17 protein-coding genes and 1 tRNA gene are annotated in these 15398 nt (G+C 64.1%); 4 read left to right on the top strand and 14 right to left on the bottom strand.

Going from position 1 to position 15398, the window contains the following annotated elements; translation table 11 throughout:
• Positions 1-123: 123 nt before the first annotated feature.
• A complete protein-coding gene (locus tag EPL00_RS14925) occupies positions 124-1443 on the top strand; it encodes a M28 family metallopeptidase (RefSeq protein WP_135853619.1) in 1320 nt (439 codons plus the stop codon).
• 274 nt (positions 1444-1717) lie between these two features.
• Here the strand turns inward: EPL00_RS14925 and truA are convergent, their stop codons facing one another.
• The 8 genes from truA to EPL00_RS14885 all read right to left on the bottom strand — a co-directional run bounded on the left by truA (position 1718) and on the right by EPL00_RS14885 (position 7891).
• Positions 1718-2524: a tRNA pseudouridine(38-40) synthase TruA gene (truA, locus tag EPL00_RS14920; protein ID WP_135853620.1), complete on the bottom strand. Its 807-nt coding sequence runs from the start codon at positions 2522-2524 to the stop codon at positions 1718-1720.
• A gap of 63 nt (positions 2525-2587) precedes the next feature.
• A complete protein-coding gene (locus EPL00_RS14915; RefSeq protein ID WP_135853621.1) occupies positions 2588-3370 on the bottom strand; it encodes a hypothetical protein in 783 nt (260 codons plus the stop codon).
• A 47-nt stretch (positions 3371-3417) separates the two neighbouring features.
• The gene (locus EPL00_RS14910; RefSeq protein ID WP_238398213.1) at positions 3418-3792 is read right to left on the bottom strand and encodes an SHOCT domain-containing protein; all 375 of its coding nucleotides are present in this window, start codon (positions 3790-3792) and stop codon (positions 3418-3420) included.
• Between the two features lie 45 nt (positions 3793-3837).
• A complete protein-coding gene (gene hisS, locus EPL00_RS14905; protein WP_135853622.1) occupies positions 3838-5145 on the bottom strand; it encodes a histidine--tRNA ligase in 1308 nt (435 codons plus the stop codon).
• Positions 5146-5271: 126 nt separating this feature from the next.
• Positions 5272-5862, bottom strand: coding sequence for a DUF7411 family protein (locus EPL00_RS14900; RefSeq protein ID WP_135853623.1), 591 nt, complete (start codon positions 5860-5862; stop codon positions 5272-5274).
• Position 5863: 1 nt separating this feature from the next.
• Positions 5864-6205: a DNA-binding protein gene (locus EPL00_RS14895; RefSeq protein WP_135853624.1), complete on the bottom strand. Its 342-nt coding sequence runs from the start codon at positions 6203-6205 to the stop codon at positions 5864-5866.
• 102 nt (positions 6206-6307) lie between these two features.
• Positions 6308-6763, bottom strand: a complete 456-nt coding sequence (locus EPL00_RS14890; RefSeq protein ID WP_135853625.1) for a 30S ribosomal protein S19e — start codon at positions 6761-6763, stop codon at positions 6308-6310.
• A gap of 84 nt (positions 6764-6847) precedes the next feature.
• Positions 6848-7891, bottom strand: coding sequence for a lysylphosphatidylglycerol synthase transmembrane domain-containing protein (locus EPL00_RS14885; protein WP_135853626.1), 1044 nt, complete (start codon positions 7889-7891; stop codon positions 6848-6850).
• Between the two features lie 142 nt (positions 7892-8033).
• Here EPL00_RS14885 and thiL point away from each other — a divergent pair, with 142 nt between their 5' ends.
• Complete coding sequence (gene thiL, locus EPL00_RS14880) at positions 8034-8933, top strand: thiamine-phosphate kinase (RefSeq protein ID WP_135853627.1); 900 nt, start codon at positions 8034-8036, stop codon at positions 8931-8933.
• A 50-nt stretch (positions 8934-8983) separates the two neighbouring features.
• On the opposite strand, the gene EPL00_RS14875 is transcribed toward thiL, so the two are convergent.
• From EPL00_RS14875 to EPL00_RS14865, 3 genes are all read right to left on the bottom strand, one after another.
• Positions 8984-9271 (bottom strand): type II toxin-antitoxin system RelE family toxin, encoded by a 288-nt coding sequence (locus EPL00_RS14875; protein WP_135853628.1) that lies wholly within the window; start codon positions 9269-9271, stop codon positions 8984-8986.
• Positions 9246-9455 carry a hypothetical protein gene (locus EPL00_RS14870; RefSeq protein WP_135853629.1) on the bottom strand — a complete coding sequence of 70 codons (210 nt, stop codon included), beginning with the start codon at positions 9453-9455 and terminating at the stop codon, positions 9246-9248. The genes EPL00_RS14875 and EPL00_RS14870 overlap by 26 nt, the downstream gene beginning before the upstream one ends.
• Positions 9456-9690: 235 nt before the next feature.
• Positions 9691-10815: a site-2 protease family protein gene (locus EPL00_RS14865; protein ID WP_135853630.1), complete on the bottom strand. Its 1125-nt coding sequence runs from the start codon at positions 10813-10815 to the stop codon at positions 9691-9693.
• A gap of 222 nt (positions 10816-11037) precedes the next feature.
• On the opposite strand from EPL00_RS14865, the gene EPL00_RS14860 reads away from it, so the two are divergent.
• A complete protein-coding gene (locus EPL00_RS14860) occupies positions 11038-11718 on the top strand; it encodes a hypothetical protein (RefSeq protein WP_135853631.1) in 681 nt (226 codons plus the stop codon).
• A gap of 6 nt (positions 11719-11724) precedes the next feature.
• Here EPL00_RS14860 and EPL00_RS14855 read toward each other — a convergent pair whose 3' ends face one another.
• Complete coding sequence (locus tag EPL00_RS14855) at positions 11725-12522, bottom strand: NAD+ synthase (protein WP_135853632.1); 798 nt, start codon at positions 12520-12522, stop codon at positions 11725-11727.
• Positions 12523-12735: 213 nt separating this feature from the next.
• Between EPL00_RS14855 and EPL00_RS14850 the strand changes: the two genes are divergently transcribed.
• A tRNA-Gly gene (locus EPL00_RS14850) sits at positions 12736-12806 on the top strand.
• Between the two features lie 318 nt (positions 12807-13124).
• Here EPL00_RS14850 and EPL00_RS14845 read toward each other — a convergent pair.
• Complete coding sequence (locus EPL00_RS14845) at positions 13125-13661, bottom strand: hypothetical protein (protein WP_135853633.1); 537 nt, start codon at positions 13659-13661, stop codon at positions 13125-13127.
• Between the two features lie 459 nt (positions 13662-14120).
• A complete protein-coding gene (locus tag EPL00_RS14840; protein WP_135853634.1) occupies positions 14121-15368 on the bottom strand; it encodes a hypothetical protein in 1248 nt (415 codons plus the stop codon).
• Between the last annotated feature and the right edge of the window lie 30 nt (positions 15369-15398).

Genomic DNA, 15398 nt, shown 5'->3' with positions numbered 1-15398 from the left:
GTTGTAAGGCTTTGTCATTCCGAATGCGTGTTCCGATTGTTCGTGCGGGCGTCCGGCCGTACGGGGCGGTGCTGTGCGCGCGTAGCCCGAGACTTTTCACGGTTCGGACCGCAGTCTGCGTCCATGAACCCGGAAACCGCCGCCGCGTTGGGCGAGCTGTGGCGCGACGACTACCCGTGGGAGTTCATCACGCGACTGACCGAAATCGGCGACCGGATGGGCGGGTCGCCCGGCGAGCGCCGCGCCGCGGACCTCGTGGCCGAGGGGTTCGAGCGCGCGGGCGCACGCGAGGTCGAAGTCGAGTCGTTCGAGATGACCCGCTGGTCGCGCGGCGACGCCGAACTCGCGGTCACCGACCCCGTGGAGCGGTCGTTCGAGACCATCGCGCTCCCTTACTCTCCGGCGGGCGAGGTCAGCGGCGAACTCGTGGACGCGGGCCACGGCACGCCCGACGAACTGGACGCCGTGGACGTGGCGGGCAACATCGTGGTCGCGTCCACGACGACGCCCGAGGGGTCCAGATTCGTCCACCGGATGGAGAAGTTCGGCCACGCCGCCGCGGCCGGGGCCGAGGCGTTCGTCTTCCGGAACCACAAGGCCGGGCAACTGCCGCCCACGGGGTCGCTCCGGTTCGACCGCGAGGCCGCGATTCCCGGCGTCGGCGTCAGTCTCGAAACCGGCGACTGGCTGACCGACTACGCCGACCGGGGCGGGCGGGCACACCTCCGCGTGGACGCCGAGACGACGCCCGGCACGAGTCACAACACGCACGGACAACTCGGCCCGGATACGGACGACGAGATTCTGGTCGTCGGCCACCACGACGCCCACGACATCGCGGAGGGCGCGCTCGATAACGGCTGTGGCATCACCGTCGTCGTCGCGGCGGCCCACCTGCTGTCGAAACTGGACCTCGATACGCGCGTCCGAGTCGCTGGTGTGGGGTGCGAGGAGACCGGTCTCCTCGGGGCGGACGCGCTCGCCGAGCGACTGGACCTCGATTCGGTCCGCGCGGTGGTGAACGTGGACGGTGCGGGCCGGTTCCGCGACTTGCGCGCACTCACCCACGGCTCGGAGACGATGGCAGAGATAGCGAACGCGGTCGAAGACGAGGCGAACCAGCCCATCTCGATTACCGAGCAGGTCCACCCGTTCAGCGACCACTGGCCGCTCCTCAAGCGCGGCGTGCCCGCGCTCCAACTCCACAGCGAGAGCGGCGAGCGCGGCCGCGGGTGGGGCCACACCCACGCCGACACGCGCGACAAGGTGGACGACCGGAACCTGCGCGAACACGCGATGCTGGTCGCGCTGTTGGTGCGAGAAATCGCGGCCCGCGACGGGATTCCGCGACCGAGCGCCGAATCGGTCGCCGGGAACCTGCGCTCGGGCGACTACGAGGAGGGCATGAAGGCGGCGGGTATCTGGCCCGAAAGTTGGGACTGACGGTCGCACCGACCGTTCGTCAAGAACGACGATAGGAGTGCAGTATCCGAAATGGTGGTGCCATGGGATAGCACTCCCTATCGCCGTTCGACGTTTCGGCGGCGGCGCTAATAACGCTAATTGCCACCGGGATTCTTAAACCGAGCTTACTTTTCCGGGCGAGAGTTACGCCGGAGCGAACGTTCGATACTTCGCCGACGGCGCTTCGATACTCTCGCCGAAATCCGTCGTTACTCGACGGTGGTCGAACCCGGAGTACGAAACCCGACTTATGCTACGGCTCCGAAAGTCGCGTCCGCTCCACGACTTCGCTGGCCACGCGGGTTCGCGTGGCGCGCTCCTCGCGCAGTCCCTCGAAAATCTCGCGGGCGCTCGCGGCGGCCTCGTCGTCCACCGAGAACGTCAGCATCGGATACTCGGCGTCCACCATCACCAACGGATAGGCCGGAGCGGGCGCGACGCCCTGCGGCCCGTCGATTTGCTCCGGTCCCAACACGCGCCCCACCTTCGCCAACTTCGCGTCGCCGGTCGCCACCCCCCGGACCAGCGAGACCACTCGGCGGACCATCTCGCGGACGAACCCGCTAGCGCGCAGGTCGAAGACGAGGTAGTCGCCGTCGCGGTGGACCTCGGCCCGCAACTCCCGGACCGTGTTCTCGTCGTCGGGGGTCAGGTTGTGGAAGTCGTTCCGCCCGGCGAGTCGCGCGAGGGCCTCCTCGGCCCGCGCGAGGTCGGCGTCGGGCGCGTAACAGTGATAGCGGTACGCCCGCGAGGCGGCGTCGTGGGTCGCGTGGAAGTCGTCGGGCGCGTCGGCGCTCGCCCACGCCCGGACGCTCGCGGGGAGTTCGCTGTTCAGCGCGGCGGGCGTCAGCCAGTCGGGACACTCGAACGCGACGGTCTGGGCCACCGCCGAGACGCCAGCGTCGGTCCGCCCCGCCGCGGCGTAGCCCTCGGGCTTCCCGTCGGCGACGCCCAGCGCGTTCGCCGCGTCGAAGACGGCCTCCTCGACGGTTGGCACGTCCGGCTGGCGCTGGAAGCCGTGGAACGGGCGGCCGTCGTAGGCGATTCGGAATGCAATCATGCGTTGTTCCACGGTGTATCGGGTTTACCACTCCTGATATGATTTCGTGTCGCCCTACAGCGATTAGCTGTCGTTTTCATCTTTTTGATTCTCTTCAATGTCGATATCAGCTTCTTCTACGTTCTCGAAGTCAGCATCTACGTATTCATCATTGTTTCCACTTTCTATGTCAATAGATTTGTAGTACATTTCATTGTCGAGTAGGCGGAGAGTCGCCTTCATCCATTCATCGACGGCTTCCCCATCGAACGTGTATAAAGCAACGCTCACAACGGTATTCCCGTTCGAGGTATCTTCCCTGATTTCGGGCGAGTATCCGAACCCACGGATTAGGACGGCAATATCATCAACGAGTCGCTCAGTATTGACCAGAATATCTGATTGGAATTCGATATCAATGGTGTATCGTCCACTGCCGGTAGTTGTAGGCAGAAAACGACGTTCAAGGTCGATTGTGACACCTGTTTCGGATAATGTGTATTCTCCCTCGATATTGGTACGGTTCCCATCTGAATTCGAGTGATTCCTGTTTTCATCTCGGGAAAAGTCGGACTCTCTTCTGGCTTCTCCAGTTCCGGAGCGGCTAGGTTCGTAGTTCGATGCACTTCTGGAGTCCAATCTCGTCTCAATTTGGGCCGTCGTCTCGGAGATACGGCGGAGTTCGGTGCTCATGCCATTCACACTCTCATTGAGTTCGTCTAGCTTAATCCCTAGGCTATTATTCAAGTTCGAAATGTTCTTCGATACCGAGAGAAGGTTTACCGACAGCTTATAGAGAACTCCCAGTGCCGCTACTAAAACGGTTATTCCGATCCCGAAAAGTGTTCCGAGGCCGACTTGAACCATACGGCGTTCTTCGAATCTTCCGTATTTAGTTGTTCAGCTATCCGTTTCTACTCCCGGTCGAAGACCCGCTCGCGGCTCCGGCTCGCCTCCGTGTCTTCGGTCTCCAACAGTCGTTCGAGCCGTCGCTCGAACTCCTCGTCGGTGAACTCGCCCCGCGCGTACCGCTCGCGGAGTTCGTCTATCGGTCCGTCGCCGGTCGGTTCCTGTTCGGCGACTACGCGGTCGGTCTCGCTCTCAACCATCGGGAGCGCGTCGCCGAGCAACGCGACCAGCGGGACCACGACGAAGAACCCGAGGACGAACGTCGTCGGTACGAGGAGTTCCAGTCCCACCACCGCGAAGAAGGCCGTGAGGCCGAACGTGAGTACCGAGAGCGCCGCGAGGAGCGTCGTCTTCTCGAAGCGCATCGAACGCCGTTGCATGTTTGATGGTATGTGGGACGGTACCAAAAAGATTGGACCGAGGGGCTACTCGAAGTCGTCGTAGGTCGGCCGCGACACGTCTTCGGGCGGGAACTCCTCGACGGGTACCTGCGTCTGGTCGCCCGAGGTCATGTCCTTGACCGTCACGTTCCCGTCGGCGAGGTCCTGCTCGCCGACGATGACGACCGTCTCCGCCCCGATGGAGTCGGCGTAGTCCAACTGCGCGCCGAAGCTCCGGCCCGACACGTCGGTCTCGACCACGTGGCCCTCGCCCCGGAGGTCGCGCGTGACCTCGGCCGCCACGTCGCGGGTGTCACCGACTTGCAGGACGTAGTAGTCCGTCGAAAGCTCCTCGTCGGGCCAGACGCCAGCACGCTGGAGGAGAAGCGAGAGCGTCGCGTCGCCGACCGCGAACCCGACCGCGGGCGTGGGCTGGCCGCCGAAGCCCTCGATGAGGTCGTCGTAGCGCCCGCCGCCGAAGATAGAGCGGTTCACGTCGCCCGTCGAGTCGAAGCATTCGAAGACGACGCCGGTGTAGTAGTCGAGGCCGCGCGCGGTGTCCAGCGAGAGCGTGCAGTACTCGCGCGCGCCGAAGTCGGCGGCCGCGTCCAGCACTTCGGTCAGGTTGGCGACGGCCTCCTCGACGCGCTCGGTTTCGGCGAACGCCACGAGGTCGTCCAACTCGTCTTCGGGCGTGTCCAGCAGGTCGTCGAACTCGCGGGCCTGCTCGTAGGAGAGTCCGGCGTCCGAAAGCAGTCCGTAGAACTCGTCCTCGCCGACCTTCTCGTTTTTGTCCACCGCGCGAATCGCGGCTTCGGTGTCCACGTCGGCGTCGAACGCCTCCAGCAGACCGCCCAAAATGTCGCGGTGGCTGACCCGGAACTCGAAGTCCTCGCTTGTGAGACCCAGCCCCGTGAGCGCGTCGGCCGCGCACGCCAGCAGTTCGGCGTCCGACTCCGGTTCCGACGAGCCGAAGATGTCCACGTTAGTCTGGTAGAACTCGCGCTTGCGGCCGCTCTGGGGCTCCTCGTAGCGCCAGAACGGGCGGGTCGAGAACCACTTGATGGGCTTGGATAGCTCCTGCTGTTTCGCCACGACCATCCGGGCGACCGTCGGCGTGAGTTCCGGCGTCAGCGCCACGTCCCGGCCGCCTTGGTCCTCGAAGCTGTAGAGTTCCTCGACTATCTCTTCGCCGCTCTTGTCCACGTACATCTGCGTGCGCTCCAGCGCGGGCGTCCCGATCTCCCGGAAGCCGTACCGGCGCGCGGTCTCCTCGACGGTGTCGAACGTCTCGCGGCGCGCGCCCATCTCGCCGGGGTAGAAGTCCCGAAAGCCCTTGATGCGGTCGTACATGGGAAAGCGTTGGGCGACCGCGCGCTTGAAGCTTTTACTTCGCGCCGCGCTTGCCGGACGAGCGACTGCGACGCGAAACGAGCCGAATCGAGACGCGAAACGAGCGAGTCGAGACGTGCCGATATCTCAGCTCAGACTGGTCACGTACGTCTGGGTGTGGTCGGGGAACACCTCGGCGACGGCCTCGTCGCCGTGTTCAGTAGCCAGCAGGTCGCGGAGTTCCGCCTCGTAGTCGGCCTTCGGAATCTCCTCGCTCGGACCGGTCGTCACGTCGAGGGTCTCCTCGACGAGCGAATCGACGGCCCCGCGACCGAACCCCGCCAGCGGGACGATGTAGTCGATGCCGTGGCGGTCTTCGAGGCTCTGGGCCTGCGCCCGCGAGACGGAGGGGACCCGGTCGTCGCGCCGGGTGCCGTCGGCCACTGCGTCGAAGTCCAACTCGGCGACTCGTTCCAGCGCGTGGAGGTGGACCTGCTGGATGCCGTTGCGGGGGTAGCCGTCCGCGACCATCTGCTCGACCGCTTCGGCGGCCACCTCGTCGTCCAACTCGACGGTCTCGAACTCGAAGCCTAACTCCTCGGCGGTCCGGCGCGCGTGGTCCCACGCGTCGGCGACGCCGAACGTGGCCGTGACCAGCGTCACGTCGTAGAAGTCTTCGAGCAGGAGCGCGGCGAGCGTCGAGTCTTTCCCGCCGCTGTAGAGTAGCCCGAGGTCCATCTCAGCGCCGCCGGATGTTGAAGCTCTTGGAGTCGGGCTTGAGTTCCCGGAGGAGTTCCTTCATCTTGTCCTCGTCTATCTTGCCGCTGACGCGGCCGCTCTGGGCGAGCGCGAGGACCTGTCGCTCCACTTGGTCGGCGAAGTCGGGTTTGCTCATCCGGACGGAGTTGAGTCGCTTGCGCGCGCCGTCGGTGAGGTGCTTGCGGAGCATCGCCTGCTTCTGGGCGTCGGCCTGCTGTTGGGCCTGCTCTTGGGCCTCGTTCTGGTCGCCCTGCTCCTGCATCTCCTGCATCTTCTGTTTGCGCAGTTCTTCGAGTCGCTCGTCGTCGGGCTGGTCGCTCATGTGTTGTCTCGTAGTAAACGCCCGCGGCCAAAAATGATTACGGAGCGACGACGCCAGCCGCTGGTCGTCGTCGGTCCGCGCTCGAAAAGTGTTCGTGGTCGATTACGCGTAGCGTTCGAGTTCCGGCCGGTCGAGGTCCTGCATGACCTCGCCCGCCGTATCGTCCAGCAGACTCCGACCGTCGCCGGTCACGATGCGGCCAGCACTGCCTTCGGTGTCCACGAGGTCCTCGTCTTCGAGTTGCTGGAGGATGGTCCGGATGATGTTCCGACTCCCGTCCGAGCGGTGTTCGGGTGCGACCTGATAGCGGTTCGACCCGCCCTTCTTGTCGCCGTACTGCGTCGAGAGGCGTTCGACGCCGATGGGGCCGTCGGTGGCGACCTTCCGGAGTACGCTGGCGGCTCGCCGGTACCAGAAGTCGTCCTGTTCGGGGGGTAGTTCCTTGCTCTCGCCAGTCGTGGCGTACTGGGCCCAGTCGGGTTCGTCGATTCGGTCCTCCAGTTTCGCGGCGACCGCGTCGATGAGGTCGTCCGCGGGAACGTCGTAGAGCGTCGTCATACCCACGAATTCCCGTCCGCGGCGTTTAAAAGCATCGTTCCGTGCCGTCGGCGACCCCGGTGTACCGGCGAGTCGGAACTCGCCTCAGTCGCTGGCCGATTTGTGGACGTTGTCGGCTTCTAACATCGCAGTCGCGCTTCCCCCGAGGAGAATCGGCAACACGTAGGTCGCCCCGCGATGGAGGACCGCCGCGGCCGCCGCGGTCCCGGCGTCCACGCCCGTAATCGGCACGATGAGTAAGACGAGCGCGGCCTCGACGCCGCCGAGACCGCCCGGAAGCGGCGTCACGCTGGCGACGCTCCCGAGCGGGACGATGAACAGCGCGGCCGCGAACGGGACCCAGTAACCGAGCGCGCCCAGCGAGAGCCACAGCGACACCGACAGCAGGAGCCACCCGAGCGCCGAGAACGACATCGCGAGCGCGAGTTGGTGGTGGTCGCCCGCGACGCGCTCCAGCGCGGCGAAAAAGCCCCCGATGCGTTCGCGGACCTGCGACTCCCCCGGCGGGTCGAGCGCGGGGACGACCCGGCCGACGAGTCGGCCCGCGGGGACCGCGACCCGAACCACGAGGTCCGAGACGCGGTGGCGATTGCGCCACCCGAGGTAGGCGACCGTCGGGACCGCCAGCGCAAGTCCGAGGAGCGCCGCGGCCGCCAGTTCCATCCTGTCGCCGACGGTGAACCGCGTGGCGTAGTAGCCGACGCCCAACAGCGCGAACGAGATGGAGGGCACGAAGTTGAGCGTGTCCACGCTGGCGACGACCGCGAGACCGTTCTCGTACTCGGTTCCGGTCGAGCGCGAGACGAGGAGGGCGCTGAACGGCTCGCCCCCGGCCTGTCCGAACGGCGTGACGTTGTTGGCGAACGTCGCGCCAGAGAGCAGGAGGAACGCCCGCCAGACCGACACCTTCACCGCGACGACCGCGAGGACGGTCCGGAGCGCCAGCCCCCACGCGAACAGCCAACCGACCGACACGACACAGACCGCCGCGAAGATGGCGGGGTCGGCCCGCGAGAGCGCCGACAGGACCTCCTCCAGTCCGACGACCGCGTACAGCGCCAGCAGGACGACGACTCCCGCGCCGAATCCGACGAGTATCGAGCGCGCGTCCCCGAAATCTACGTCCATCGACCTATCCGACGACCGGCCGCGGCTTGAAGCCACCGGAGACGGCCCCGAGAGTGCGTGAGACGTTCACGCGGGGTGGCGCTGGACCGGTCCCCGACGCCGAGACCACAGCCCTTTCACCCCCGACCGACAACTCGACTGCATGGACGAGCGGGCCGCACTGTCGCTTCTGGGCGACAGACTCCCTCACGCGGGCGACGACGCGGCGGTCGTGGACGGACAGGTCCTGACCACCGACATGCTCCACGAGACGACCGACTTCCCGACCGGGACCACTCGGTACACCGCTGGCTGGCGGTCGGTCGGCGCGTCGCTGTCGGACGTGGCCGCGATGGGTGCGGAGGCCACCGCCGCGGTCGCGGTCTACGCCGCGCCCGAGTTCGAGGAGACCGCCCTCGAATCGTTCGTCGCGGGCGCGAGCGACGTGTGCGAGGCGGTCGGCGCGGAGTACGTCGGCGGCGACTTGGACGAGAGCCGGGAGTTCACCGCCGCGACCACCGCGCTCGGCCGGACCGAAGACCCGATTGCTCGCTCGGGCGCGAGTCCGGGCGAGGTCGTCTGCGTGACGGGCACGCTCGGGCGCACCGGCGCGGCGCTCCGACTGTTCGAGCGCGGTGCGACCGAGACCGACGCCACCGAGCGCGCCAACGACCTGTTCCGCTTCCAGCCGCGGGTCGCGGCGGGCCGCAAACTCGCCCCGCACGCCACCGCGATGATGGATTCGAGCGACGGCCTCGCGCGGTCCCTCCACCAACTCGCGGAGGCGAGCGACTGCGGATTCTCGGTATCGAGCGACGCGCTCCCGGTCGATTCGGCGGTCCGCGAGGTGGCCGACGGAGAAGCCGAGATTCGGGAGTTGGCGGTCTTCTTCGGTGAGGACTTCGAGTTGGTGTTCACCGCGCCCGAGGAGGACCTGTCGGCGATTCGGACCGAATCGCCGACGCCAATTTCGGTGATTGGCGAGGTTACCGAGTCGCAGTCGGGCGTCCGGATGGACGCCGAGGAGTTACCGGACCGCGGGTACACGCACGGCAAAAGGTAGTCGGAATTATCTGCCGGGGTATAACATTGTAAAACCCCGAAAATGGTTGCTTACCGGCGATACTCTTTGTGAGCGTCACCGATGTCCAGCAAATCGGTGACGCGCACTTCTTTCTGTTCCTCTAATACGACGTAGAACGCTGTGTACGACCGGCCGACGTGTATCCGGTAGATTTCTTCGTCTTGAGCCTTCAGTTTCTTTTTGTCGCCCTGCCCGCGTCCCGGATACGGATTCTCTTCGAGGTAGCCGAGCGTCTCGGTACAGATTCGCTGGCTTTTCTCGTCAAGAGCTGTGAAGAAGTCTCTCGCTTCTTCACTCAGTAGCACTTCGTAGCTCATCGAGGCTCGTCAACTCCTCCCGGTCCGCTTCGCGGACCTCGCGCGCTCGCTCTGCAAGTTGACGCTCTCGATGCTCCTGAATGAGGTCCGTCAGGAGTTCGTCGAAGGTCTGTCCGGGCTCCTTCAATTCGTGCAACTCTTTCCATGTTTCTTCAGTGGTGGGGATGCGTTTGTCAGCAGACATCTGCATCACCCTTGTTCTGCGGAACGTCGAAGCCGTTGTGTGCCATCGGGATTGCTATGTTCATGGGTCGAAGTTTGGCCTTTCGGCCCGCCTTACAGCGGTTTCATGCCAAATAACATCTTAGCAATTCCAAACGCTGTAAGTACGTGCCATCCTTACAACGCTTACAACATAAACCTTTGGAAGAGATATATCTTCGGAAGGCGAAAACCAATGAAAACCCGAAATCAGTACCTCACGTAATTATCTCGATTGGAACCGGCGTGAAGCACAGAATCCCCAGTACGAACGTCAGGATGCCGACCGCCTTGCGCTTGCTGTCCAACCCCTCGTCGTCGATGGGGTTGGCCGGGCCGACGTACGCGACGTAGGTCGCCAGCAGGCCCCAGACGACCCACAGGACCGAGGCGTTGCTGACCTCCTCGACGTAGAAGACGTAGGCCGCGAGACCGAAGAGCGCGACCGGGACCAGCGCGGCGATGCGCTCCTGTTGCTCGCCGACGATGGCCCGGACGATGTGGCCGCCGTCGAGTTGCCCCGCCGGGATGAGGTTGAGGAAGGTGATGAACATCCCGACCCAGCCGCCGATGACGACCGGGTTGACCGACTGGCCCGCGGGGTAGGTCGTCGGTTCGCCGAGGAGCGCCGCGATGAACTGCAACAGCGGCGGGTAGCCGAACTCTATCTGGATGACGTTCGGTCCGGTCATCATCTCCGGCGGGACCGTCTCGGGCGGGAGCGAGAGACCGATTGCGGTCACGACGATAGTCGCTGCCAGCCCCGCGAGCGGTCCGGCGACGCCGATGTCGAACAGCGCCTCGCGGTCGGGCATCTGGCCTTTCATCCGGATGACCGCGCCCATCGTCCCGATGAGCGAGGGCATCGGGATGAAGTACGGTAAGGTGGCGTCCACGCCGTGATACCGCGTCATGACGTAGTGGCCGAGTTCGTGAGTCAGCAGGACGCCGACGACCGCGGCGGTGAACGGCCACGCCCGGAGAATCGCCAGCGGATTCTGGCCGAGCGTCGCCGGGTCGATGTGGTACCACGCCCGACCGGCGTACAGCGTCGAGAGGACCGTCAGCACGAAGAGGACGACGTTCGTCCACGGAATTCCGTCGATGCTGTTGTCGGTCGGTTCGGCGACGAGGACGTACTCGCCGGTCTCGGTGGTCAGTTGGACTTCGTAGCCGTGTTCGCGAAAGAGCGGCCACGCGGCTTCGAGCAGTCGCTCGCGAGAGACCAGCGGTTCGCCGTAGTACACCAGCCGGTCGCCGTCGCGGCGGGCTTCGTAGACGCGAAATACGGCACTGAGTCGCTCCAGCGATGGACCGTCGGCGGGCGGGTCGGTCGAACCCATTCAGCTTCCGCTACGGTTCGGACGGTGATAAACCCCGTGACGGAACGCGGGCATCTATCCCTCCTCGAAGCGAAATCGACCGCCCGGCCACAAGTTGCTCCGGACGCGACTCGACCACCCGGACGCGACTCGACCGCCCGGTCGCGACGAGAGCGCGACGCGCTGGCGACGCGGTTCCGCCCGGCGCAAAGGTTGAATGCTTCCGGCGCGTACTCGGGTCCCATGGGCGAGGAGTCAGACGCCGGAGACCGGCCGAGAGAACGCGAGCAGTGCGACCACTGTGGCGCGACTTTCGAGGACGAGGAGGCGTATCTGCACCACCTCGGAGACGAACACGGCGACGACCTCGGACCGATAGAACAGCGCCGCGTCGAGAGTCTGCGATTCGACGACGAGGGGCCGACGATGGCGATGTACGGCGGCGCGGTCGGCGCGTTGGCTATCGGCGTCCTGCTGGCGTACTTGCTGTTCTTCTCCGGGGGCGGCGCGGGCGGCGCTGGCGCGTCAGACGACGCGAGCGGCGCGGCCGACGCGAGCGGTCTCACCCGACCGCAGGCGGTGGGGTCGGTCCACTACCACGGGACCATCGAGGCCACCATCGGCGGCCAGCAACTCGACTTCGGTCGTCAGCGGTTCCAGCTACAGGCCGACGCCTTCCACTTCGAGAACGGCGAGGGCCAGCGCTGGCACGTCCACGCCGAGGAGGTGACGCTCGCGTGGGCGATGCAGACGCTCGGCATCGACGTGACCAACGGCACCGTCGCCTATCGGGGGACGACCTACGGCGACGACGCGGGCGAGACCGCGACCGTGACGGTGAACGGCGAGTCGGTGGCTCCGACCGAGTACGTCCTCCGGAGGGGCGACGAGATTCGCATCGTCGCGAACGCGTCCGGGAACTGAGTCCGCTCAGTCGAGCGGTTCGGGCGCGGGCGGCACGTCGCGCTTGTGCGCGCTGCGCTCGTACATCTCTCTGACCGTCCGGACCTGCTCGTCGGTCACGTCGTCGAGTTCGCGGGCGGTCGCGGCGACCGAGAGGGGACCGTCGACGTGGAGCGCGAGGATGGCGTCGAGCGTGTCGTAGCCGATGCCCATCTCCTCCTCGTCGGTCTGGCCCGCCCAGAGTCCGGCGGTCGCGGGCTTCTCGACGAACTCGTCGGGGACGCCGACGTGAGACGCCAACTGGCGGACCTGTTGCTTGTAGAGGTTCCCGAGTGGGTGACAGTCCACCGCGCCGTCGCCGTACTTCGTGAAGTAGCCGACCAGCGCCTCGCTCCGGTTGCCGGTGCCCAACACCAGCGCGTCCTCGTGGTTGGCGACGAGGTAGTTCAGGACGGCACGCGTCCGAGCGCGGGCGTTGCCGACCGCCACGCGGTCGTCTTCCGCTTCGGAGTACGTATTCAGAAACTCGTTCACGATGGGGTTTATCTCGAACACGTCGTAGGGAATCTCCAACTCCTGTGCGACCCACTCGGCGTCGCTCATGTTGTCCTCGCGGCTGACCTCGCCCGGCATCACCAGTCCGTGGAGGTTCTCCTCGCCCAGCGCCTCGACGGCGAGGTAGGCCGTGAGCGTGCTGTCGATGCCCCCCGAGAGACCGAGGACCGCCCGGTCGGTCCCGGCCGACGAGGCCGTCTCGCGGATAAACTGGACGAGGTGGTCCCGGCGCACTTCGAGTTCCGACTCCGACAGTCGCAGGTCTATCATGCAAGAGCGTAGGGAGGCGACGATTAAAAGACGTGCGTCAAGGCGCAATTTCTGGACGGATGGGCACGCCTGCGCGGAGGACAGGATTGGACTGAAGCGCTACGTTGAAGTATCGTCCGGAAGAACACACGAACGGAGTTGCGAAGCGCCGGTGGTGAGAAAACGCGACGCGTTTTCGAGCCTCGGCGCATAAGCGAGCGAAGTGAGCGCAATGCGCCGGTGGTCTAGTGGTAGGACATGAGCTTCCCAAGCTCATAGCCCGGGTTCAATTCCCGGTCGGCGCATACACGTTCGGCGTTACTTCTTGCAGTTTTCCGGTTCCGCAGGAACTGAACGAAACATGGGAACCAGTGCTAATGAAGTGGATTCAATTTCGCACCCCTACATAGCACAGCGATTTCGGAAGTAGTCCCGGTCATCACAAATAGTGGCTGGGAGAATCGACGAAGGGCGTAGTCATGAGTGGGGAAGCCTCGAAGGTAGAGGGCATAACGGTCGTCAATGAACCACAACTGTTGATTTCCTTTACTTGCTATTTGATGTGTACATCTTTCTTTTATCACACTGAAATCGATGATTTGTCTTACGTTAGTGGCTTTCTGTTACTCGTATTCCAGTACTTCTTCTTCAATTTTTCTTACCTTTTCTTTGACTTGCGGAGGATATTCCGTACTCTCCTCACTCTGCTCATCGTTCTCCTCTTCTGTCTTTTCTTTGTTGCCACCCTCATCAAGAAATTCGTCCAGTGTTCTGTTTTCAATAGTGTTCCCGTATTTGTCAATACGGTGGTTTTCTCGGGAGAGAACTTTTCGACCAATCGTTTTTTCTTGCTCTCGGGAGCCCTCATATCGTCCCTCATAATATCCTGCTTTCTGAGTACTAGTCAAGTGACTGTTATAGACAGATACTGGAACTTCTATGGTTTCTCCCTCTTCTTCTGGTTCCCCAATTGAGACAGCTTGTAGTAGCAGTGATAAAACAGTCAGTAGCACAGCAATGGCTCCGATTAGTGAAACCGAGAAAAACCCAGGAAGGGGTGCGGATATAAAATTTAAGGCGGCACCCATGCCAGCACCGATACCTCCAAATACAACACTTAGAAGGTCCAAGACGCTAAATTCGATGTTTTCGGCATCCATGGTTATTCGCTATTTTGATTCCGCCTCCAAGTCCGGCATCTGACGAGCAAACCTAAAAGGAGCATATAAAATATTATTGCGAATATTAATTCACCTGATATCCCGCTATCTGGCGCAAATAACGCGCTCACAAATAGATACCCAGAAAAGACTGCCCCTATAAAGCCAACTACAATGAGCAGAAGTTGGTTCCGTTTGATGGGGCTAAGAAACTCTCGGAACACACTTATCACATACACCGACCTTAACACCTATTAATCTACCTCATAGGGGATTGATGAGCCTAAAAGGATTGGGATAATTACCCAACTTCGGCTGTCCTGCTTTCCGTGAGGTGATTACATAGCCACGGCGCAGGCCGATTGGTGGTAGAACATGAACTTCCCAAGCTCATAGCGCGGATTCAATTCCCGCCCGGCGCACTACTTCACCGTCTCCTGAAGCCGAGCTTTCGACCAGTCACAATCGTTCCCGAAGCGCCCACACGTCTTCCGTCGGGTCGAGGTTCGACGGTTCCGCCCCGCGCTCGGTCAGAATTCCGGCGTGGAACAGCATCGCCTTGAGTTGGAACACGGTCGGCGAGTGGTAGACGTTCCCGTCTTCTAGCGCCGCGGTCCGGAGATTGCCGTCACGGCTCAGTACTCGCTCCCGAGCGTCGTCCGTGCCGCGAACGAACAGCTCGACGGCGAACGAGGAGTGCCGGGCGTAGAGATACCTCACGAGGTCCACGAGCGTCGGCTCCGGCGTCCCGTCGTCGTGGAGATGCTGAAGCTCCTCTACGAGGAGCGTGGTCGCCGGGTAGGCGAACACGACTCGGCGGGCGAGTTGCCCCCACGCTGGCGCGAGGTCGGCGAAGCGAGTCGGCTTGCCGTGCCAGTCGGAGAATACGTCGAGGGCGTCTTCCACCGACCCGTAGCGACTGCGGGCGAAGCGGACGACTTCGCGGCCGAGCGGCGTCAGTCGAACCCCGTCGGGGCGGTCGTCCACGAGGTCCAAGAACGCGGCTCCTCGCCGGGCGCTGTCGATGTCCCGGACCACGTCGTTCTCGGTCATCAGCTCCGCAGTCGGCCCGTCGGCGTAGAGCGCGAGCGGGTAGCCGAGGTAGTTCTTCGGGTGGTTGAGACCGAACGACTCGTCCGCCACGCCCTGTGCGCTCGCCTGAAACCGGATGGCCGAGGTCTCGGTCGTCGTCCGACTGCCGACGAGGCGGGGCGTCTCTAGCGGTTCGACCGCGCCGTCCGGAGTGACCCCGAGGAGGCCGACGTTCAGCTCCCGAGCGAGCGTCCGTGCCGACTGGGAGACCGCGCTCGTCGGGGCCGCGGCGTAGGCCACGTTCGCCTCGTGGAGGCGGTCGTAGGCTTGGACGACGCCGCGTTCAACGTCCACGCGCCCGCGCTCGGTGTAGCCTTTCGCCTCGACTGCGACCAGCGGCGGGTCGTCGCCGAACCGCTCAACCGCCAGCAGGTCGTCGTCCAGCGCGCGGACGCCGACGAGGTCCGGATAGCCGCCGCCGACCTCGACGTGGTTGAACGGCGAGAGAACGTCCCTGACCGACGCGTCGAGTCGCTCGCCAGCGAGCCACCGGTCGGTGGCGAACTGCGTGTCAACGACCGCGTAGGTGTTCTCGGCCTCGTCGTCGGGGAAGAGGCGGCGCTTCGTGTGCGCCAGCACGTGCGGTTCCGTGAGGTCGCGGGCCGCGGTTGCCATACGTCAGGGTTCGGAGGAGTCGGCATGAAG

Source organism: Halorussus salinus (genome assembly GCF_004765815.2).
GTDB lineage: Archaea > Halobacteriota > Halobacteria > Halobacteriales > Haladaptataceae > Halorussus > Halorussus salinus.
Note: the sequence above shows the minus strand (reverse complement) of the source record. Positions and strands in the feature narration are given on the sequence as shown.

What these genes read in the sequence shown, in the direction of transcription:
- thiL (WP_135853627.1), top strand. Translation starts at nt 8,034, where the DNA reads ATGGACGAGCGGGCCGCACTGTCGCTTCTGGGCGACAGACTCCCTCAC.
- EPL00_RS14885 (WP_135853626.1), bottom strand. Translation starts at nt 7,891, where the DNA reads ATGGACGTAGATTTCGGGGACGCGCGCTCGATACTCGTCGGATTCGGC.
- EPL00_RS14875 (WP_135853628.1), bottom strand. Translation starts at nt 9,271, where the DNA reads ATGAGCTACGAAGTGCTACTGAGTGAAGAAGCGAGAGACTTCTTCACA.
- EPL00_RS14910 (WP_238398213.1), bottom strand. Translation starts at nt 3,792, where the DNA reads ATGCAACGGCGTTCGATGCGCTTCGAGAAGACGACGCTCCTCGCGGCG.
- EPL00_RS14845 (WP_135853633.1), bottom strand. Translation starts at nt 13,661, where the DNA reads ATGGATGCCGAAAACATCGAATTTAGCGTCTTGGACCTTCTAAGTGTT.
- truA (WP_135853620.1), bottom strand. Translation starts at nt 2,524, where the DNA reads ATGATTGCATTCCGAATCGCCTACGACGGCCGCCCGTTCCACGGCTTC.
- EPL00_RS14915 (WP_135853621.1), bottom strand. Translation starts at nt 3,370, where the DNA reads ATGGTTCAAGTCGGCCTCGGAACACTTTTCGGGATCGGAATAACCGTT.
- EPL00_RS14890 (WP_135853625.1), bottom strand. Translation starts at nt 6,763, where the DNA reads ATGACGACGCTCTACGACGTTCCCGCGGACGACCTCATCGACGCGGTC.
- EPL00_RS14870 (WP_135853629.1), bottom strand. Translation starts at nt 9,455, where the DNA reads ATGTCTGCTGACAAACGCATCCCCACCACTGAAGAAACATGGAAAGAG.
- EPL00_RS14925 (WP_135853619.1), top strand. Translation starts at nt 124, where the DNA reads ATGAACCCGGAAACCGCCGCCGCGTTGGGCGAGCTGTGGCGCGACGAC.
- EPL00_RS14865 (WP_135853630.1), bottom strand. Translation starts at nt 10,815, where the DNA reads ATGGGTTCGACCGACCCGCCCGCCGACGGTCCATCGCTGGAGCGACTC.
- EPL00_RS14895 (WP_135853624.1), bottom strand. Translation starts at nt 6,205, where the DNA reads ATGAGCGACCAGCCCGACGACGAGCGACTCGAAGAACTGCGCAAACAG.
- EPL00_RS14900 (WP_135853623.1), bottom strand. Translation starts at nt 5,862, where the DNA reads ATGGACCTCGGGCTACTCTACAGCGGCGGGAAAGACTCGACGCTCGCC.
- EPL00_RS14840 (WP_135853634.1), bottom strand. Translation starts at nt 15,368, where the DNA reads ATGGCAACCGCGGCCCGCGACCTCACGGAACCGCACGTGCTGGCGCAC.
- EPL00_RS14855 (WP_135853632.1), bottom strand. Translation starts at nt 12,522, where the DNA reads ATGATAGACCTGCGACTGTCGGAGTCGGAACTCGAAGTGCGCCGGGAC.
- hisS (WP_135853622.1), bottom strand. Translation starts at nt 5,145, where the DNA reads ATGTACGACCGCATCAAGGGCTTTCGGGACTTCTACCCCGGCGAGATG.
- EPL00_RS14860 (WP_135853631.1), top strand. Translation starts at nt 11,038, where the DNA reads ATGGGCGAGGAGTCAGACGCCGGAGACCGGCCGAGAGAACGCGAGCAG.